The 19,797-nt window shown below is 39.9% G+C and carries 11 protein-coding genes, 20 tRNA genes and 3 rRNA genes; 32 read left to right on the top strand and 2 right to left on the bottom strand.

The window, feature by feature from the left end; genetic code table 11:
* Positions 1-102: 102 nt before the first annotated feature.
* The 4 genes from NST63_RS23430 (at position 103) to NST63_RS23420 (ending at position 4,314) form a co-directional block, all read left to right on the top strand.
* A complete protein-coding gene (locus tag NST63_RS23430) occupies positions 103-2,124 on the top strand; it encodes a bifunctional diguanylate cyclase/phosphodiesterase (protein WP_278893354.1) in 2,022 nt (673 codons plus the stop codon).
* Positions 2,125-2,341: 217 nt separating this feature from the next.
* Positions 2,342-2,464: an LPXTG cell wall anchor domain-containing protein gene (locus tag NST63_RS27845; RefSeq protein WP_212946252.1), complete on the top strand. Its 123-nt coding sequence runs from the start codon at positions 2,342-2,344 to the stop codon at positions 2,462-2,464.
* Positions 2,465-2,781: 317 nt separating this feature from the next.
* The gene (locus NST63_RS23425) at positions 2,782-2,946 is read left to right on the top strand and encodes an anti-repressor SinI family protein (protein ID WP_212946253.1); all 165 of its coding nucleotides are present in this window, start codon (positions 2,782-2,784) and stop codon (positions 2,944-2,946) included.
* Positions 2,947-3,342: 396 nt separating this feature from the next.
* The gene (locus NST63_RS23420; RefSeq protein ID WP_058004580.1) at positions 3,343-4,314 is read left to right on the top strand and encodes a proline dehydrogenase family protein; all 972 of its coding nucleotides are present in this window, start codon (positions 3,343-3,345) and stop codon (positions 4,312-4,314) included.
* An 83-nt stretch (positions 4,315-4,397) separates the two neighbouring features.
* Here the strand turns inward: NST63_RS23420 and NST63_RS23415 are convergent, their stop codons facing one another.
* Positions 4,398-4,787, bottom strand: a complete 390-nt coding sequence (locus NST63_RS23415) for an SLAP domain-containing protein (protein WP_212946254.1) — start codon at positions 4,785-4,787, stop codon at positions 4,398-4,400.
* 146 nt (positions 4,788-4,933) lie between these two features.
* On the opposite strand from NST63_RS23415, the gene NST63_RS23410 reads away from it, so the two are divergent.
* Together NST63_RS23410 and NST63_RS23405 are read left to right on the top strand one after the other, a co-directional pair.
* Positions 4,934-6,220, top strand: a complete 1,287-nt coding sequence (locus NST63_RS23410; protein ID WP_212946255.1) for an MFS transporter — start codon at positions 4,934-4,936, stop codon at positions 6,218-6,220.
* 67 nt (positions 6,221-6,287) lie between these two features.
* Positions 6,288-7,277 carry an ornithine cyclodeaminase family protein gene (locus NST63_RS23405; protein WP_212946256.1) on the top strand — a complete coding sequence of 330 codons (990 nt, stop codon included), beginning with the start codon at positions 6,288-6,290 and terminating at the stop codon, positions 7,275-7,277.
* Between the two features lie 67 nt (positions 7,278-7,344).
* Here the strand turns inward: NST63_RS23405 and NST63_RS23400 are convergent, their stop codons facing one another.
* Positions 7,345-8,601 carry a helix-turn-helix domain-containing protein gene (locus tag NST63_RS23400; protein ID WP_212946257.1) on the bottom strand — a complete coding sequence of 419 codons (1,257 nt, stop codon included), beginning with the start codon at positions 8,599-8,601 and terminating at the stop codon, positions 7,345-7,347.
* Positions 8,602-8,719: 118 nt separating this feature from the next.
* Between NST63_RS23400 and NST63_RS23395 the strand changes: the two genes are divergently transcribed.
* From NST63_RS23395 to NST63_RS23270, 26 genes are all read left to right on the top strand, one after another.
* On the top strand, positions 8,720-10,015 hold the full coding sequence (locus NST63_RS23395; RefSeq protein ID WP_212946258.1) for an MFS transporter: 1,296 nt from the start codon (positions 8,720-8,722) through the stop codon (positions 10,013-10,015).
* A 406-nt stretch (positions 10,016-10,421) separates the two neighbouring features.
* Positions 10,422-11,974 (top strand): 16S ribosomal RNA (locus NST63_RS23390).
* Between the two features lie 305 nt (positions 11,975-12,279).
* Positions 12,280-15,237: ribosomal RNA gene (locus NST63_RS23385) — 23S ribosomal RNA — on the top strand.
* Between the two features lie 74 nt (positions 15,238-15,311).
* Positions 15,312-15,428 (top strand): 5S ribosomal RNA (rrf, locus tag NST63_RS23380).
* Together the 16S, 23S and 5S rRNA genes with 20 tRNA genes alongside form the textbook arrangement of a ribosomal RNA operon.
* A gap of 59 nt (positions 15,429-15,487) precedes the next feature.
* A tRNA-Glu gene (locus NST63_RS23375) sits at positions 15,488-15,562 on the top strand.
* A gap of 19 nt (positions 15,563-15,581) precedes the next feature.
* Positions 15,582-15,657: transfer RNA gene (locus NST63_RS23370), tRNA-Val, on the top strand.
* A 151-nt stretch (positions 15,658-15,808) separates the two neighbouring features.
* A tRNA-Lys gene (locus tag NST63_RS23365) sits at positions 15,809-15,881 on the top strand.
* Between the two features lie 24 nt (positions 15,882-15,905).
* Positions 15,906-15,980 (top strand) — tRNA-Gly (locus NST63_RS23360).
* A 10-nt stretch (positions 15,981-15,990) separates the two neighbouring features.
* Positions 15,991-16,076: transfer RNA gene (locus NST63_RS23355), tRNA-Leu, on the top strand.
* 58 nt (positions 16,077-16,134) lie between these two features.
* Positions 16,135-16,211 (top strand) — tRNA-Arg (locus tag NST63_RS23350).
* A gap of 4 nt (positions 16,212-16,215) precedes the next feature.
* Positions 16,216-16,292: transfer RNA gene (locus NST63_RS23345), tRNA-Pro, on the top strand.
* A gap of 10 nt (positions 16,293-16,302) precedes the next feature.
* A tRNA-Ala gene (locus tag NST63_RS23340) sits at positions 16,303-16,378 on the top strand.
* Between the two features lie 18 nt (positions 16,379-16,396).
* A tRNA-Met gene (locus tag NST63_RS23335) sits at positions 16,397-16,473 on the top strand.
* Between the two features lie 4 nt (positions 16,474-16,477).
* Positions 16,478-16,554, top strand: a tRNA-Ile gene (locus NST63_RS23330).
* 9 nt (positions 16,555-16,563) lie between these two features.
* Positions 16,564-16,656, top strand: a tRNA-Ser gene (locus NST63_RS23325).
* 167 nt (positions 16,657-16,823) lie between these two features.
* Positions 16,824-16,897: transfer RNA gene (locus NST63_RS23320), tRNA-Met, on the top strand.
* 28 nt (positions 16,898-16,925) lie between these two features.
* A tRNA-Asp gene (locus NST63_RS23315) sits at positions 16,926-17,002 on the top strand.
* 23 nt (positions 17,003-17,025) lie between these two features.
* Positions 17,026-17,110, top strand: a tRNA-Tyr gene (locus NST63_RS23310).
* A 10-nt stretch (positions 17,111-17,120) separates the two neighbouring features.
* Positions 17,121-17,194, top strand: a tRNA-Trp gene (locus NST63_RS23305).
* Between the two features lie 2 nt (positions 17,195-17,196).
* Positions 17,197-17,272, top strand: a tRNA-His gene (locus NST63_RS23300).
* Positions 17,273-17,291: 19 nt separating this feature from the next.
* Positions 17,292-17,365, top strand: a tRNA-Gly gene (locus tag NST63_RS23295).
* Between the two features lie 19 nt (positions 17,366-17,384).
* A tRNA-Gly gene (locus tag NST63_RS23290) sits at positions 17,385-17,458 on the top strand.
* Between the two features lie 11 nt (positions 17,459-17,469).
* Positions 17,470-17,546 (top strand) — tRNA-Ile (locus tag NST63_RS23285).
* A gap of 18 nt (positions 17,547-17,564) precedes the next feature.
* Positions 17,565-17,639 (top strand) — tRNA-Asn (locus NST63_RS23280).
* 156 nt (positions 17,640-17,795) lie between these two features.
* On the top strand, positions 17,796-18,398 hold the full coding sequence (locus tag NST63_RS23275; protein WP_212943612.1) for a TetR/AcrR family transcriptional regulator: 603 nt from the start codon (positions 17,796-17,798) through the stop codon (positions 18,396-18,398).
* 113 nt (positions 18,399-18,511) lie between these two features.
* The gene (locus tag NST63_RS23270; RefSeq protein WP_341043844.1) at positions 18,512-19,729 is read left to right on the top strand and encodes an MFS transporter; all 1,218 of its coding nucleotides are present in this window, start codon (positions 18,512-18,514) and stop codon (positions 19,727-19,729) included.
* Positions 19,730-19,797 lie beyond the last annotated feature (68 nt).

The following is a 19,797-nucleotide window of genomic DNA, read 5'->3' as shown; positions in this document are numbered from 1 at the left end:
CTAATTTCACCCTTTTTGAATTTGTCATAGTGTTGTATAGATATTGTATAGTTGCGTATGTCATAATAATTGAATAAATCTTAAATCACCTATTAAAGGCGGATGAGAAAAGAAATGTATTTAGAGGGAAGTTATAACTTCTATATTGTAGCTCTTTCAATTGTTATAGCAGTATTGGCATCATTTTCTGCACTGAATATCGTAGGGAAAATTTCATATACAGAGGGAAAGGCGAAATTTTTTTGGCTATTAGCAGGGTCTTTTGTCATGGGTAGTGGTGTGTGGTCCATGCATTTTGTTGGGATGCTTGCTCTGGATTATCATATGAAAATGGAATATGATGTACGGCTCACCCTGTATTCTATGTTAGCCAGCTTCCTTTCTTCACTTATTGCATTTTATATTACGAAGGAAAAGGATATTAATTGGTATAAAATTGTCATTGGTGGCGTTTTTATGGGTGGTGGGATCGTCACCATGCACTATATGGGAATGGCAGCAATGAAAATGAATGTTGAACCCTCATATGACAACGGTCTTCTAACCTTGTCTGTTGTTATAGCTCTCGTTGCTTCATATGCTGCTTTATTCTTATTTTATCGTTTTCGAAGCCAATCTTCATCTATTTGGTTAAAATGGTTGTCTGCTATTGTAATGGGAATTGCCATTTGTGGAATGCATTATACAGGAATGAAAGCGATGAGATTCCACGTTCATTCCCACATAATGATGGATGGAGATCAAATAACTGATTCTTTTTTGTTATATGGAGTAACGGTAACGATATTTATTATTTTATTTGTATCCTGGGGGGCAGTTTACTTTGACCGAACTGTTTTAGAGAAGTTAGCCTATCAAGATACCATTACACGCTTACCAAATCGTAACGAAATGAATCGTTTTTTTGATACGTATAGTGGAAATGAAACCATTGGGGTTTTATTTTTAGATCTTGATCAATTTAAGTTAATAAATGATACTCTCGGCCATGATTTCGGTGATTTACTTATACACGAAGTGGGGAACCGTTTACGAAAGTTTATTAAAAGTGACCAACAGGTGTTTAGAATTGGTGGTGATGAGTTTTTAATCATTATAAAAGAATGTGATCAAGAACGAGCGGAACATTTGGCCGAAAAAATCTTGATGAGTGTGAAAGCTGTCTATCCTATTGATGGAAATGAATTGTATGTGACTGGCAGTATCGGAATTAGTATCGGCTCGATTAAAGAATCCAATCGTTCAATGCTTCTGAAGACAGCAGATACTGCTATGTATCGAGCAAAGGAATTGGGGAAAAACCAATATTGCGTATATAACGAGATTATGGGTATGAAGGAAATCCGAAAAATGGAACTCGAAAAGGATTTACAAAGAGCTCTAGAGGATAATCAATTTTATCTAGTCTACCAACCAAAGTGGAATGTAAAAACTAACAGTCTAGTAGGTTTTGAGGCATTAATACGATGGAATCATCCGCGGCTTGGGATAGTTTCTCCAAATGAGTTTATTCCGATAGCTGAGGAGACAGGCATCATTGTGCCAATCACAAGATGGGTTTTAGAAGAAGCATGCCATCAATGCAAACAATGGCAAACTCAAGGGAAAGCACATCCTGTATCAGTCAATCTTTCTCTTAAACTTTTTCAAACAGATAATTTAACCGACTTTGTTCAACTAGTGTTAGAAAAGATAGAATTAGATCCACAATTGCTAGAGCTGGAGATAACTGAATCGATGGTATTATACGATATTAATGATATTATTCGACAACTGGAAGTGATTCGAGGACTTGGAGTTAAGATTTCAATGGATGATTTTGGTACAGGATACTCTTCAATTGGTTTATTAGACCGAATCCCCATTGATTCACTTAAATTAGATCGTCTTTTCACAAATGATATAGAAACACCTAGTAAGCGTGCAATTATTCATGCAATCCTTTTAATGGCTGAAACTCTGCAATTAGATGTCATTGCTGAGGGAGTAGAAAATAAAGAACATATTGAATCATTAACTCAACTAGGATGCACGATTATGCAGGGGTATTTTTACAGTAAGCCAATGGAAAATAAAGAAGTTGATAAATGGATTCAATCGAATGGATTGGTTCCATTAAACTAGTTATATTAGTATAAAAATTGAATAGTTAATAGGGAAGTCTGCTTTTTTGAATGGTATGTTTTATGAACATAGCAATTAAAAGCAGGCTTATTTTATTATTGTCAATTTATGATAACTTTAACCAGGAGATCCAAGCAATTCAGGAATACCTAACAACTCAGGTAATCCGAATAACTCGGGGTATCCAATTACTTCAGGAAAATTAAATGATTCAGATATGGGTAAAACCTTGCCATTAACTGGTGAAGAAGTAAGAACGAAACCACTTCTTTTTGGAATCACTTTGATTGTATTAGGGATATTGATCATGGGGTACAGAAGAAAAAATAAGCAAATGTAAGAGAATAAAAGGCTATTGATTCGATTATATGTTTCAATAGCCTTTTATTATTGATTATTAATGGTATGAAAAAATATAGGTATCCTTTATTTTACTGGGAAAAAGAGCTGTACACTTAAAAGAACGGTTCTCAAAAAAACGAAAACAACCTTTTTTTAAATGTAAGTTTACCATTATTTCCTGTTTTTTTGTAATAAATGGCCTAATTATACAGAAATTGTTCAGAAGCCTATGGTAACCTATCACCATATATGCTTAAAGGGGTATAAAGATAAGAGGGTGGAGAAAATATGCAGTAGCGGGAGGAATAGATAAGAATGAAGGGAAAATTAGATAAAGATTGGGTAAGCCTGTTATTAGAGGCTAAGCAATTAGGATTGTCTATAGAGGAAATATCCAGGTTCTTTCAACAAAAATCCCTATCAAAGTATTTGTACTTAAATCAAGAAAAAGAAAATAAGGACCATTTAAGAAATAACTAATTTTACTTAAGAAGGATAGAGATTAATAAATGTATAGAGTGCTTTATAGTAAATTAATATGGTTGTTATCTTAAGGAGCTATTGACTAAAACCAAGGTTAATAGCTTTTTTTATTGCATTTTAATATTATTCGACAAAATCATGCAAAATTTGGAGAATGATAGCGTTTTCGAAAAAATATGCTATAATAATATCAGGCTATTTTCATCTGAATGGTTAAAATTTTGTTGCTTTTCAAATATAGTTTTAACTCTTAGGTTACGTTCTCTTTTTTTCAGCAATTCACAAAATTACCTAGTATTAAACAGTACATCTCTACTATATTACTAATTGCAACAGGTTTAAGAAAAGAGCCTTATATACAAAAAAATCATATATTAGTAAGGAGTAATCGCTATGTTGAAAGATCTTTTTATTGGTTTATCCCAAAATCAATTTCTGAATAGTGCAGCTAAAAAGTATGGGTTAAAACTGGGAGCACAAAATGTCGTAGCGGGGACGAATATAGAGGAGACAATCAAGAGTATTAAGGAGTTAAACGCTCACGGAATCTCTTGTACGGTTGATAACTTAGGTGAATTCGTTTATCAAAAAGAAGAGGCGACTGCAGCAAAAGAACAAATCATCGCAGTTATTGAAGCCATTCATGATAATAAAGTTGATGCACATATTTCTTTGAAACCAACACAATTAGGGTTGGATATAGATTATACATTTTGTTTAAATAACCTAGAAGAGATTGTCGCTAAAGCTAGTGATTATGACATTCATGTCAATATTGATATGGAGGACCATGGACATCTTCAACCATCTTTCGATATTTTAGATGAGCTTTCTAGTAAATATACTAATGTAGGAACGGTCATTCAGGCTTACTTTTATCGAGCAGAGGAAGATATTCAAAAATATAAAAATTACCGTCTGCGTATTGTTAAAGGAGCATACAAAGAGCCTGAGGATTATGCATATCAAGATAAAAAAGATATTGATAAAAACTTTATTAAATTAATTGAATATCATTTATTGCATGGAAAATTTACATCAATTGCTACACATGATCATAATATAATTAACCATGTCAAAAAATTTGTTAAGGCTAATCAAATTCCTAATGATAAATTTGAGTTTCAAATGCTATATGGATTTAGAAAAGACCTTCAATTACAACTAGCAAGTGAAGGCTATAATTTCTGTACTTATGTTCCTTTTGGTAATGACTGGTACGGTTATTTTATGAGACGTCTTGCGGAAAGACCACAGAATTTAAATCTTGTCGTTAAACAAGTATTTAACAAAAAAACAAACACCGTAATCGGTGTTGCTGCAGGCGCATTTTTACTTGGAAGATTATCTAAGAAGAAAAAGTAATCAAAGCTAAAAAATATATTAAAATAATTTCGAAGAGTCCGATTCCTAAGGGGAATTAGGCTCTTTTTTGTGTTTAGAAATATTCAATTTAGTTGTTCGACGATTTCTAGTGTGCCATCTTTCATGGATGGACTACTTTTTATACTTAGTACAGGGAAAATAAATGTCCATGGCATACTTGTTTGTTGTTCTACGATCGGTGTTGGCTGCTGAAAAGTATGCTCTGCAATGAGGTGATTATTTTCAATGTATTGCAAGTTTGTATTATGAAATGAAAATGGATGTTCGCTAAAGTTATGTACGAGAACAGTTATGAGTAGTTCACTTTTATGATTTCTTGCTTGCCATATGGGAGTGAATTGAATGTCCTCTCTACTATTCATACTTGTACTAACAAAAATTTGTTCTATATAATTGCGATCCTTGGTAGATAGTGTTTTATCCCATGCGGATTCAAACATTAGCTTTTGCATATTGGCACCTCTTTCTTTAAGTATCCTTATATTAACATAATAGAGGCGGGATATCATAAGCAGAAGTATTAAGTTTAGTTAAGTTCGCACACTTTACACAGAATTTACTGTCAATTATAATTATTGCAAAAAAAAGGAGGGGTATAGTGGAAAAGAGGATATCAAAAAAGATTCTTGTTGCAAGTTTAGTAGGAAGTTCAATTGAATGGTTTGACTATTTTTTGTATGGAACAGTAGCCGCTTTAGTATTTAATGAATTATTTTTTCATAGTGAGGATCCGACTGTCGGTTTAATGTTGGCCTATGCTTCTTTTGCCTTATCTTTTTTTATTCGACCGCTTGGAGGGATTATTTTTAGTCATATTGGAGATAGAATAGGAAGAAAAAAAACACTGGTCCTAACTCTTTCATTAATGGGTGGTGGCACTGTACTCATGGGATTGCTCCCAACCTATAATACGATAGGTGTTACTGCCCCAATATTATTAATCATTTTACGACTTATCCAAGGTTTAGGATTAGGTGGGGAGTGGGGAGGAGCGTTGCTTCTTGCTGTAGAGTATGCTCCAAAAAATAAACGAGGATTTTTTGGAAGTATCCCTCAAATGGGGGTAACAATTGGAATGTTACTCGGTACCTTAGCCTTATCAATAATGACCCTACTTCCGGAAAATTCTTTTATGACGTGGGGGTGGCGTGTTCCATTTCTTTTGAGTGCTTTGTTAGTATTTTTTGGATTATGGATTCGTAAAGGGATCGATGAAACCCCTTCATTCAGGAAGGCTCAGGAAAAAGGGGAAATTGCAAAAATTCCTTTCATAGAAACCATCCGAACACATTGGAAGGAAGTATTAATCGCCGTCGGTGCAAAGGTAGTTGAGACAGCGCCATTCTATATTTTTGGAACGTTTATCGTTTCCTATGCAACGACACAATTAGGTTATTCTCGAACAGTAACATTAAATGCTGTTACCATAGCTACGATCATTACCACAATACTAATCCCATATATGGGGAGGCTATCGGATACGTTTGGACGAAAAAAACTTTATGTAATCGGAACTTGTTTGATGATTATATATGCTTTTCCGTATTTTTGGTTAATTCACCAGCAATCACCTGTCTTGTTGATTGTAGCAACAGTGTTAGGTTTAGGGATTATATGGGCACCAATTACAGCTGTACTTGGGACAATGTTTTCTGAAATCTTTAAATCCAATGTTCGATATACAGGAATTACCTTAGGGTATCAAATAGGAGCCGCCGTGGCAGGAGGTACAGCTCCACTTGTTGCAACTGCATTATTAAAAGCATATAACAATTCATACGTACCGGTGGCACTATATATTATATTAGCTTCGATTATTTCACTTATTGCTATATGGTCGGTACGTGATCGTAAAAATGAAGAATTGGACACAGAGGCAGCTTAGAAAAATGAAAAGGATCTTAGATACGTTATTTTATAGTTAACGTTCTCTTTAGAAAGAAGGTAATCCCATGCTTATATTATCAGAAAAAGAAATACGAACCTTGTATTCTATGGAAGACGCTATTCAAGATTTAGAAAAAGCATTATTGTTTTATAAAAAAGGAGAAATTATTAATCCAGAACGAACAGTAATTGAGTTTCCAACGAAACATGCTTCTGCACTCTATATGCCTAGTGCAATGGATCCAATAGGAAAAGCAGCTGTTAAGATTGTAACAATTTTTCCTCATAATCCATCTAAGGGTAAGAGTACAACACAAGGTGTTATCCTATTAAATGATACAAATAGCGGTGAGCCATTAGCTTGCTTAAACGCTTCCTATTTAACAAGGCTTCGAACTGGAGCAGTAAGTGGAATTGCAACAAAATACCTGGCAAAGGAAACGGCATCAACCGTGACCTTAATTGGCTGCGGTGCAATGGCAGAGAACCAGCTTCAAGCAATTCTTTTCGTTAGAAATATTAAGGAAGTTTATCTTTTTAACCGAACAAAAATAAAGGCAGAACAATTTGCAGAAAAAATAAAGGATATAAGCCCATGGTATAAAGGAACAGTTTCAGTAGTGGAGGATGTAAATGAAGCTGTATCAAAATCTGATATTGTTATTTGTAGTACTCGTTCAGAAACTCCAGTTTTCTCAGGTGAAGTATTAAAACCAGGCACTCATATAAATGGTGTGGGATCCTACCTTCCACATATGCAAGAAGTAGATGTTAATACCCTATTAAAGTGCTCAAAAATCGTAGTTGATACTCTTGAGGGATCAAGGACGGAAGCGGGCGATTTTATTATTCCAGAGAGAGCTGGTCTTTGGAGCTTCTCAGAATTGCATGGTGAACTTGGAGATTTGGTTTCAAGGGATGCTATTGGTAGAGAAAATGATGAAGAAATTACTTTTTTTAAATCAGTGGGAATTGCCTATTTTGATCTTGCTGCTGCTGCAAATGTATATGAAAAAGCGGTAAGTAAAGGTATTGGAACACAAGTAGATATATGAGTTCTTTGTGAGATGTTCCTGTTAATGTTAATTAGGATTTTATAAAGTAAGGAAAACTCGATGAAGCCTAGTTGTTATCATCGAGTTTTTCATTATGTTTGTTAGCTTCTGCTTGAACAAATTTTAATGTTTGCAAACTAAATTCTTTGAATGGTGAATGTGGTAGTTCGTTAAAGTTCTCCATTGCCTGGTTTGCACTCAGAAGCGCTTGATCCCATTTTTTTAAATGGATATAGCAAAGAGCTTTGTATGAATCTTTTTCATAGAAGATGGCCAGGTCAAACGGGTGATGGGTATGCGATGGGACTTCGACTTTGTCCAACCAATCAATGGCTTCCTGGTAACGACCGAAACCGTACATGGCCTCACCTTTTGCGAGGTACATCCATGGTCCAAAGCTTTCCAAAACCTCTTCATTAGACATATGCCTTTCTATAAGATCTAGTACCTTTGTATAGTCTTTTCTTTCTTTAATAAGATATATTAGCATCACTAAATCATGCGATAGAATGGATTGAATATCATCTGCAAAATCTCCATATTGTTTTAACTTCATTAAATAATAATCTATTCTCTCCTTATTATTTGACATCATTGCATGTGCGGAAGCTAATCGATATAAATCATCTATACGATAAAATGTTCTATATTTTTTTGAGATTTGAATGGCTTTTTCCATGACCTTTGTAGCAGTATTTAAATCATCCACAGCAAAATGTAATATGGCTTCATGATAATCAAGATCAAGTATTGTCATTGGATCGATATACGCATGCTGAGTTTCTAGTATCTTTCTTTCATTTAGCAGAATTTTTAAAGATTGTTTGTAATCATGTTCAGTGAATTTTACCATTGAACGAAAAATGCCTAAATTTGCTCGTCTTCCAGTAAGGTTTATTTGGTCGTACATTTGTGCTGCTTTTTCAGAAAAACTTTGCCAGTCATCCCTCTTGTTAAAATAAAGACATCGGCAGTAAATATCCAATAATCGTGCCGACTCATATCCTTGATTTAAATTTGAGATATAGGGTTCAATTAGCTCGATTAACTGAATATATTTGTTAGGCAAATCTTCAGGTTTCCAATTGTATAGAGTTTCTGCTTGCTCAAGGATCTCTCTTAGTTCATGTACACTCATTTCTTCCAATAAATCAGCTGTCTCAACCCCGAGTCTTTCAGCTATATAGGCAAGACTTTCAATTGAAGGTTTCGCTTTATTATTTTCAATTAGGCTGAGCATCCCTTTAGTTAATCCTTCACCTGCAAGAGATTCAAGTGTCATCTTTTTTTGCTTTCTTAACTTTCTTATTCGTTCACCTAACATATTTTATTTATACACTCCTAAGTTGATAATAAGTTTAATTATATTAAACTTTAGATTGAAATGGAAGTGTGATCGTGATATGATTTGTTTAATTAAATTAAACAAATGGGGGATATTTATGGAGGATCGGATCAAACTACAAAGAGCAACATATCATTTATGGACATTCACGGTTAGTAAACTAATTTCGACATTTGGGGCACAGGTGTATTCGTTCGCCATTAGCTTTTACATTCTACAATTAACTGGCTCAGCTACTAGCTTTGCTACAAATCTATTATGTAATATACTACCGCGGACATTGGCTGCACCTTTTATTGGATATGTTGCTGATAATTACTCACGTAAAATCATTATCATTACATCTCAAATAGCTACTACATTTGCTATTGGTGGGCTTCTATTTATCAGTATAACCTCTGGATTATCATTGATAGCCATCTATACTACAACCTGTATTTTATCAATCACTTCAACCTTCTCCGGAGTGACATTTACCTCGTCTATTACAGGTCTTGTTGATGAGGCGAGGATTCAAAAAGCAATGTCATTAAATCAAATATCTGTTTCCTTTGCTTCTATTGGAAGTCCGGCAGTAGGAGGATTATTATATGGAAGTGTTTCAATGCCAGTTTTTCTTATTATTTATATGATTGCTTCATTTATCGCAGTTCTCCTTGAAGCAACGATGAATTTTAATCTTTTTGCAAAACGAAAGACTAAAGTAGACGGAAGCACGAAGGAACCCCTATTGCAAAGTATAAAAGCAGGAATTCATTATTTAAAATTACAACCTATTATCATGACAATTATTTGGATTTCATTACTTATTAACTTTTTATTTGGTGCATATGAAGTGGGATATTCATTTATACTTATTGAAAAGTTAAAAATCGTATCACAGCACTTCGGTTTTACACAAGGAGCATTTGCGATTGGAATGCTATTACTCTCAATATATTTTTCAATAGGAAAAGAAGTGAAATTTCCACTTCTGACATCTAAAAGAGGAATTATTGGAATGGGTATAGTTTTAAGTTCCATTGCCTTGCCATTACTAATCTCCATGACATATGGCATTATGGTCCTCTATTATGTAATGATTATGTTTTGTTTTGGCTCTTTGATGATTACTGTTAATACGCCAATCCAAGTGATGTTGCAAAAGAAAATAGATGATGATTATAAAGGGCGTGTTTTTGCGATCCTTGAAACAATGGCAATGGCCTTGATGCCATTAGGAATGGTTCTTTATGGTTTTTTATATGATATTTTTCCGGCTCAATGGGTCTTGCTTTTATCAAGCTTACTTTTAATTAGTGTGGTTCTTATTTTGGCTCGACCATCTATAATAAAGAAAGCACATCCTGAATTGATAAAACAAGTAAAAGGGAAGGCTAGAGTGGTTTCATAAGAAAATGGAAATCGGAGTTATCGATCCTATCGATAACTCCGATTTTATCCTTACATATTTTAAATAATTTTCTTTATCGATGAGCAGAATATAATATTATTAAAAAGTATTGACAGGAGAAAAATGTAATAGTAATATAGTAAAAGTCGTTAAGATAGTTTAACTAGAAAATGTGATTTCTAATACTATATCAATCTTTTGAAAAAGATATTGACACAATGAAATGATAGTAGTATAATTTATAAATGTCGCTGGTTTAGCGAAATAAATTATTTCAAAAAAATAATTGACAGCAAAAGGATTGAATGATAAAATAAAATCCTGCGTTAATGATTGATCTTTGAAAACTGAACAAAACGAAACGTCAATGAATTACTTTTATTTACAAAGAGCTATATCAAACATCTTTTTGGAGAGTTTGATCCTGGCTCAGGACGAACGCTGGCGGCGTGCCTAATACATGCAAGTCGAGCGAATCTGATGGGAGCTTGCTCCCTGATGATTAGCGGCGGACGGGTGAGTAACACGTGGGTAACCTGCCTGTAAGACTGGGATAACTCCGGGAAACCGGGGCTAATACCGGATAACTTTTTTCTTCGCATGAAGGAGAATTGAAAGATGGCTCCGGCTATCACTTACAGATGGACCCGCGGCGCATTAGCTAGTTGGTGAGGTAACGGCTCACCAAGGCGACGATGCGTAGCCGACTTGAGAGGGTGATCGGCCACACTGGGACTGAGACACGGCCCAGACTCCTACGGGAGGCAGCAGTAGGGAATCTTCCGCAATGGACGAAAGTCTGACGGAGCAACGCCGCGTGAGTGATGAAGGTTTTCGGATCGTAAAACTCTGTTGTTAGGGAAGAACAAGTATCGTTCGAATAGGGCGGTACCTTGACGGTACCTAACCAGAAAGCCACGGCTAACTACGTGCCAGCAGCCGCGGTAATACGTAGGTGGCAAGCGTTGTCCGGAATTATTGGGCGTAAAGCGCGCGCAGGCGGTTTCTTAAGTCTGATGTGAAATCTTGCGGCTCAACCGCAAGCGGCCATTGGAAACTGGGAGACTTGAGTGCAGAAGAGGAGAGTGGAATTCCACGTGTAGCGGTGAAATGCGTAGAGATGTGGAGGAACACCAGTGGCGAAGGCGACTCTCTGGTCTGTAACTGACGCTGAGGCGCGAAAGCGTGGGGAGCGAACAGGATTAGATACCCTGGTAGTCCACGCCGTAAACGATGAGTGCTAAGTGTTAGAGGGTTTCCGCCCTTTAGTGCTGCAGCTAACGCATTAAGCACTCCGCCTGGGGAGTACGGCCGCAAGGCTGAAACTCAAAGGAATTGACGGGGGCCCGCACAAGCGGTGGAGCATGTGGTTTAATTCGAAGCAACGCGAAGAACCTTACCAGGTCTTGACATCCTCTTGACCTCCCTAGAGATAGGGATTTCCCTTCGGGGACAGGAGTGACAGGTGGTGCATGGTTGTCGTCAGCTCGTGTCGTGAGATGTTGGGTTAAGTCCCGCAACGAGCGCAACCCTTGACCTTAGTTGCCAGCATTTAGTTGGGCACTCTAAGGTGACTGCCGGTGACAAACCGGAGGAAGGTGGGGATGACGTCAAATCATCATGCCCCTTATGACCTGGGCTACACACGTGCTACAATGGATGGTACAAAGGGCTGCAAGACCGCGAGGTTTAGCCAATCCCATAAAACCATTCTCAGTTCGGATTGTAGGCTGCAACTCGCCTACATGAAGCCGGAATCGCTAGTAATCGCGGATCAGCATGCCGCGGTGAATACGTTCCCGGGCCTTGTACACACCGCCCGTCACACCACGAGAGTTTGTAACACCCGAAGTCGGTGAGGTAACCTTTTGGAGCCAGCCGCCGAAGGTGGGACAGATGATTGGGGTGAAGTCGTAACAAGGTAGCCGTATCGGAAGGTGCGGCTGGATCACCTCCTTTCTAAGGAATATGGAAAACCACTTACGTGGTTCAGACGTCTTCTGTTTTGTTCAGTTTTGAAAGGTTAATCCTTTCAATAGATATGTTTGTTCCTTGAAAACTAGATATTATGTAAGAAGTAACCAAGTAATAACCGAGAATCGCCACTTTATGGATGAATCCATTAAGTAGTTTTTAAACTGAAAGGGCAAGGAGAAGCGAGAAGATCGAGGAAACGAACGAAGGAGCACCGCAGCGTATTACACATACGTGAGGATGCGAATGAGTGAGTTGACGAAGAGATTCGAAGCTTATCATTGGCCGTAGGTTAAGTTAGTAAGGGCGCACGGTGAATGCCTTGGCACTAGGAGCCGATGAAGGACGGGACTAACACCGATATGCTTCGGGGAGCTGTAAGCGAGCTTTGATCCGGAGATTTCCGAATGGGGGAACCCACTGCCCGTAATGGGGTAGTATCCTTACTTGAATACATAGAGTAAGGAAGGCAGACCCGGGGAACTGAAACATCTAAGTACCCGGAGGAAGAGAAAGCAATTGCGATTTCCTGAGTAGCGGCGAGCGAAACGGAAGAAGCCCAAACCAAGAGGCTTGCCTCTTGGGGTTGTAGGACACTCTATACGGAGTTACAAAGGAACGGAGTAGATGAAGAGGTCTGGAAAGGCCCGTCAAAGAAGGTAACAACCCTGTAGTTGAAACTTCGTTCCCTCCAGAGTGGATCCTGAGTACGGCGGGACACGTGAAATCCCGTCGGAAGCAGGGAGGACCATCTCCCAAGGCTAAATACTCCCTAGTGACCGATAGTGAACCAGTACCGTGAGGGAAAGGTGAAAAGCACCCCGGGAGGGGAGTGAAAGAGAACCTGAAACCGTGTGCCTACAAGTAGTTAGAGCCCTGTGCGTATTTTCCTTCGGAAAAACGCCGGGTGATAGCGTGCCTTTTGTAGAATGAACCGGCGAGTTACGATTTCATGCAAGGTTAAGCTGAAGAGGCGGAGCCGCAGCGAAAGCGAGTCTGAATAGGGCGATTAAGTATGAGGTCGTAGACCCGAAACCAGGTGATCTACCCATGTCCAGGGTGAAGGTAAGGTAACACTTACTGGAGGCCCGAACCCACGCACGTTGAAAAGTGCGGGGATGAGGTGTGGGTAGCGGAGAAATTCCAATCGAACTTGGAGATAGCTGGTTCTCTCCGAAATAGCTTTAGGGCTAGCCTTAAGGTAAGAGTCTTGGAGGTAGAGCACTGTTTGGACTAGGGGCCCTCATCGGGTTACCGAATTCAGACAAACTCCGAATGCCAATGACTTATCCTTAGGAGTCAGACTGCGAGTGATAAGATCCGTAGTCAAGAGGGAAACAGCCCAGACCACCAGCTAAGGTCCCAAAGTATACGTTAAGTGGAAAAGGATGTGGAGTTGCTTAGACAACCAGGATGTTGGCTTAGAAGCAGCCACCATTTAAAGAGTGCGTAATAGCTCACTGGTCGAGTGACTCTGCGCCGAAAATGTACCGGGGCTAAACGTATCACCGAAGCTGTGGATGGACATCTTATGATGTCCGTGGTAGGAGAGCGTTCTAAGGGCTGCGAAGCTAGACCGTAAGGACTGGTGGAGCGCTTAGAAGTGAGAATGCCGGTATGAGTAGCGAAAGAAGGGTGAGAATCCCTTCCACCGAATGCCTAAGGTTTCCTGAGGAAGGCTCGTCCGCTCAGGGTTAGTCGGGACCTAAGCCGAGGCCGAAAGGCGTAGGCGATGGACAACAGGTTGATATTCCTGTACCACCTCTTCACCGTTTGAACGATGGGGGGACGCAGGAGGATAGGGTAAGCGCACTGCTGGAATAGTGCGTCCAAGCAGTTAGAGGGGTGACGAGGCAAATCCCGTCACCAGATACCTTGAGCTGTGATGGCGAGGGAAATTTAGTACCGAAGTTCCTGATTCCACACTGCCTAGAAAATCCTCTAGTGAGGTGAAAGGTGCCCGTACCGCAAACCGACACAGGTAGGCGAGGAGAGAATCCTAAGGTGAGCGAGAGAACTCTCGTTAAGGAACTCGGCAAAATGACCCCGTAACTTCGGGAGAAGGGGTGCTCTGTTAGGGTGCAAGCCCGAGAGAGCCGCAGTGAATAGGCCCAGGCGACTGTTTAGCAAAAACACAGGTCTCTGCGAAGCCGTAAGGCGAAGTATAGGGGCTGACGCCTGCCCGGTGCTGGAAGGTTAAGAGGAGAGGTTAGTCGCAAGACGAAGCTTTGAATTGAAGCCCCAGTAAACGGCGGCCGTAACTATAACGGTCCTAAGGTAGCGAAATTCCTTGTCAGGTAAGTTCTGACCCGCACGAAAGGCGCAACGATCTGGGCACTGTCTCAACGAGAGACTCGGTGAAATTATAGTACCTGTGAAGATGCAGGTTACCCGCGACAGGACGGAAAGACCCCGTGGAGCTTTACTGCAGCTTGATATTGAATTTTGGTACAGCTTGTACAGGATAGGTAGGAGCCTTTGAAACCGGAGCGCCAGCTTCGGTGGAGGCATCGGTGGGATACTACCCTGGCTGTATTGAAATTCTAACCCGCACCCCTGAATCGGGGTGGGAGACAGTGTCAGGCAGGCAGTTTGACTGGGGCGGTCGCCTCCTAAAAGGTAACGGAGGCGCCCAAAGGTTCCCTCAGAATGGTTGGAAATCATTCGCAGAGTGTAAAGGCACAAGGGAGCTTGACTGCGAGACCTACAAGTCGAGCAGGGACGAAAGTCGGGCTTAGTGATCCGGTGGTTCCGCATGGAAGGGCCATCGCTCAACGGATAAAAGCTACCCCGGGGATAACAGGCTTATCTCCCCCAAGAGTCCACATCGACGGGGAGGTTTGGCACCTCGATGTCGGCTCATCGCATCCTGGGGCTGTAGTCGGTCCCAAGGGTTGGGCTGTTCGCCCATTAAAGCGGTACGCGAGCTGGGTTCAGAACGTCGTGAGACAGTTCGGTCCCTATCCGTCGTGGGCGTAGGAAATTTGAGAGGAGCTGTCCTTAGTACGAGAGGACCGGGATGGACGCACCGCTGGTGTACCAGTTGTCTTGCCAAAGGCATCGCTGGGTAGCTATGTGCGGAAGGGATAAGTGCTGAAAGCATCTAAGCATGAAGCCCCCCTCAAGATGAGATTTCCCTTAGTTTATCTAAATAAGATCCCTGAAAGATGATCAGGTTGATAGGTTCGAGGTGGAAGTGTGGCGACACATGGAGCTGACGAATACTAATAGATCGAAGACTTAACCAAATAGATTTGAGGTTATGAACCGTTACTTCTTGATATATCTAGTTTTGAGGGAATAAACCCTTAACAAAATATAGTCTGGTAATTATGGCAAGAAGGTCACACCCGTTTCCATCCCGAACACGGAAGTTAAGCTTCTTAGCGCCGATGGTAGTTGGGGGCTCTCCCCCTGCAAGAGTAGGACGTTGCCAGGCGATGCCCCTAAATTGGGGCTATTATTTTTCTAAACTATATTAGCAAATTCTGCTAATGTGGCCCGTTGGTCAAGCGGTTAAGACACCGCCCTTTCACGGCGGTAACACGGGTTCGAATCCCGTACGGGTCACCATTTAATAAATTTTTATATTGGAGGATTAGCTCAGCTGGGAGAGCACCTGCCTTACAAGCAGGGGGTCGGCGGTTCGATCCCGTCATCCTCCACCATTAATTATTTTGATAGTGGTTCAATATTTTTTGTATAATAAAATAGTTGAATTTTTTTGACGTTTGAAAAGTCGGAATAAATAATTTACAATATAAATGTACGAGCCTTTGTATTCAAAATTATAGACTACACGATCAATTATTTTACTATGAGCCATTAGCTCAGTTGGTAGAGCATCTGACTTTTAATCAGAGGGTCGAAGGTTCGAGTCCTTCATGGCTCATCAAAGTTTGCTTTGATATAATTTGCGGAAGTAGTTCAGTGGTAGAACACCACCTTGCCAAGGTGGGGGTCGCGGGTTCGAATCCCGTCTTCCGCTCCAAACATACCTTGCCGGGGTGGCGGAACTGGCAGACGCACAGGACTTAAAATCCTGCGGTAGGTGACTACCGTACCGGTTCGATTCCGGTCCTCGGCACTAAGGATTTTTGCAAAGCAAAAGATCCTTCCGTAAAATATCTTACGATATAATATATGCGCCCGTAGCTCAATTGGATAGAGCGTTTGACTACGGATCAAAAGGTTAGGGGTTCGACTCCTCTCGGGCGCGCCATGAACGGGAAGTAGCTCAGCTTGGTAGAGCACATGGTTTGGGACCATGGGGTCGCAGGTTCGAATCCTGTCTTCCCGACCATTATATAATTGGGGCCTTAGCTCAGCTGGGAGAGCGCCTGCTTTGCACGCAGGAGGTCAGCGGTTCGATCCCGCTAGGCTCCACCAATATATAAAATAAACTATGGCGGCGTAGCTCAGCTGGCTAGAGCGTACGGTTCATACCCGTGAGGTCGTGGGTTCGATCCCCTCCGCCGCTACCATAGAGGACCTTTAGCTCAGCTGGTTAGAGCAGACGGCTCATAACCGTCCGGTCGTAGGTTCGAGTCCTACAAGGTCCACCATATATAATTGGAGGAATACCCAAGTCTGGCTGAAGGGATCGGTCTTGAAAACCGACAGGCGGGTTACACCGCGCGGGGGTTCGAATCCCTCTTCCTCCGCCATAACTTCCTATAAAAGTTTTTTTATAATATCGTCGCGGGGTGGAGCAACGAGCGTTACTTCATCGAACAACCGCGAGTTGTACCGATTAAGCTGCTACTAGAGTAAGCATACTGAAATCGGGACAGTTGATGAAAAGATTGGATTAAAAAATTTTTTATAATATCGTCGCGGGGTGGAGCAGTCTGGTAGCTCGTCGGGCTCATAACCCGAAGGTCGCAGGTTCAAATCCTGCCTCCGCAATCATTTCAAGTATTCTTGAAAGAATTTTGGTCCGGTAGTTCAGTTGGTTAGAATGCCTGCCTGTCACGCAGGAGGTCGCGGGTTCGAGTCCCGTCCGGACCGCCATTAATTTATGCAAAAATTAATATGGAGGGGTAGCGAAGTGGCTAAACGCGGCGGACTGTAAATCCGCTCCCTCAGGGTTCGGCGGTTCGAATCCGTCCCCCTCCACCATATATAAAATAGGGGCATAGTTTAAAGGTAGAACTAAGGTCTCCAAAACCTTCAGTGTGGGTTCGATTCCTACTGCCCCTGCCATGGCGGATGTGGCGAAGTGGTTAACGCATCGGATTGTGGTTCCGACATTCGTGGGTTCGATTCCCATCATCCGCCCCATACTTAATGAATGAATATTGCGGGTGTAGTTTAGTGGTAAAACTACAGCCTTCCAAGCTGTTGTCGTGAGTTCGATTCCCATCATCCGCCCCATACTTAATGAATGAATATTGCGGGTGTAGTTTAGTGGTAAAACTACAGCCTTCCAAGCTGTTGTCGTGAGTTCGATTCTCATCACCCGCTCCAAAATACATAAAGGGCCTATAGCTCAGCTGGTTAGAGCGCACGCCTGATAAGCGTGAGGTCGATGGTTCGAGTCCATTTAGGCCCACCATTTTTTATATTTATATTTTCCGCAGTAGCTCAGTGGTAGAGCTATCGGCTGTTAACCGATCGGTCGTAGGTTCGAATCCTACCTGCGGAGCCATTTTTATTTATGATTTCAAGAGCGCATTAGCTCTTTTTTTGTATATTGTATAGTACGTGGTCAAAATAGCCTAGCTTGAAAAGGTTATTTATTTTTGTTATTATACAGAATGAACGTTCAGTATTAATGTTAATATTGGCATTGGAGTTGAAATAGTTGAATAAAAAGAAAATCCAAAGTGAACAAACCAAAAAGCGTGTAGCAGATGCTGCAAGGAATCTTTTTGCTAATAAAGGATATAAAGCAACTTCAATTGAAGATATTGTTGAAGCTACCGGGAGTAGTAAAGGGAATATATATTACCACTTTAAAAGTAAAGAAGGGTTATTTTTATATTTATTAGATGAATGGGATAAAGAGTGGGAACAAAAATGGGTAGAAAAAGAATCATTATATAAAACAACGAAGGAAAAACTTTTTGGGATGGCAGAACAAATGGTTCTTGATGATTTGAATCACCCACTTACAAAAGCAGCTGATGAATTTTTTAATAATGAAGAAAAGACTGGTGAGATTGAAGAACGAATTGCAGAGATGGTAACGGGACATTTGAAATTTAATCAAAAATTAATTCAGCAAGGCATAGATAGTGGTGAATTTAAAAAAGAAGACGTAGAAAGTCTAGCTATTATTCTAGAAAGCTTATTAATTGGTCTAAGCCAGATGTCAAGAAAGTCAACAGTTGAGGAGGCATTAACTTTATACAAATTAGCATTTAATGTATTTTTATTTGGAATATCAACAAGCTCTAATAGATAAAATAAGTGAGGGATTACACCTGGAAGGATGCAGCATAGACCAGGTAAAGGGTAATCCTGTAATTTAATATAGAATGAACGTTCAGTATTTCTTAGTTCATGAGGAGGTTATTTATGTCATTATTGTTCAGAAATAGGGGAGCTATATTGCTTCTTATGCTAAATATATTTTTAATTTTTACGGGAATTGGTCTGGTTATACCTATAATGCCAACTTATATGATCGAGCTACATATTAATGGGAGCATCGTAGGATTACTTGTTGCAGCATTTTCTCTCACCCAGCTACTATTCTCTCCATTTGGTGGGAAACTATCAGATTCAATTGGGAGAAAAAAGATTATTATTGCTGGAATGATCATTTTTGCTGTTTCTGAATGGATATTTGGAGTAGCTAATTCATCATTTCTTCTATTCGCTTCTAGAATGCTAGGAGGAATCGGTGCCGCATTAATTATGCCGTCTGTTATGGCATACGCTGCGGATGTAACATCAACTAAAGAGAGAGCGAAAGGTATGGGCTTTATTAATGCTGCTATAACTACTGGATTTATTATTGGACCAGGAATTGGTGGCTATATAGCTGAATTTGGAATTCGTGTACCATTCTTTGCTGCAGCAGTTGCAGGTGTGGTTGCGGCGATTATTACTTTACTCGTATTACCAGAATCAAATACTAAAAAAGAATCTGAATTAGCACAGCCTATTCAAACAAATAAACAAAGTTTAATCAGTCAATTGCTTCACTCCTATAAGGAGCCATATTTTTTAAGTTTAATCATCGTGTTTGTTATGTCGTTCGGTTTAGCCAACTACGAAACTGTGTTTGGATTGTTTGTTGATCAAAAGTTTGGGTTTTCACCGAAAGATATTGCGTTTATTATAACATTCGGGTCTATCTCAGGTGCAGTAGTACAAATGACTATATTCGGATGGATGCTAAATCGCTTTGGAGAGAGGAAAGTTATTTCATCTTGTTTAATTATTGCAAGTCTATTTGTATTATTAACTCTATTTGTGCATAAGTATTGGTTGATTGTTGTAGTCACCTTCATTGTGTTCTTATCAATTGATATTTTACGACCTGCCATTGGAACACAGATGTCGAAAATGGCTCAGGATCAACAAGGATATGTAGCTGGATTAAACTCCGCTTACACAAGTCTGGGGAATATCATGGGTCCGATAGTGGCTGGTTTCCTATTTGATATGAATGTTAATTATCCATATGTTTCAGCTTTTATCGTTCTTTTCGCCTGTTTTGTTTTGTCAATCCGGGCAGCAAGAAAGGTTGACAGCATAAATACCCAAGTTAAACTAAGGAAAAGCTAAAATAGATATTTTTTTAAAAGATTCAGTTGTACTACTGAGTCTTTTTTTATTTTATTCATAGGATATTT

Origin of the sequence: Heyndrickxia sp. FSL W8-0496 (assembly GCF_038007825.1) — a bacterium.
Taxonomy (GTDB): Bacteria; Bacillota; Bacilli; order Bacillales; family Bacillaceae_C; genus Heyndrickxia; species Heyndrickxia oleronia.
This window is presented reverse-complemented; position numbering and strand designations above follow the sequence as displayed.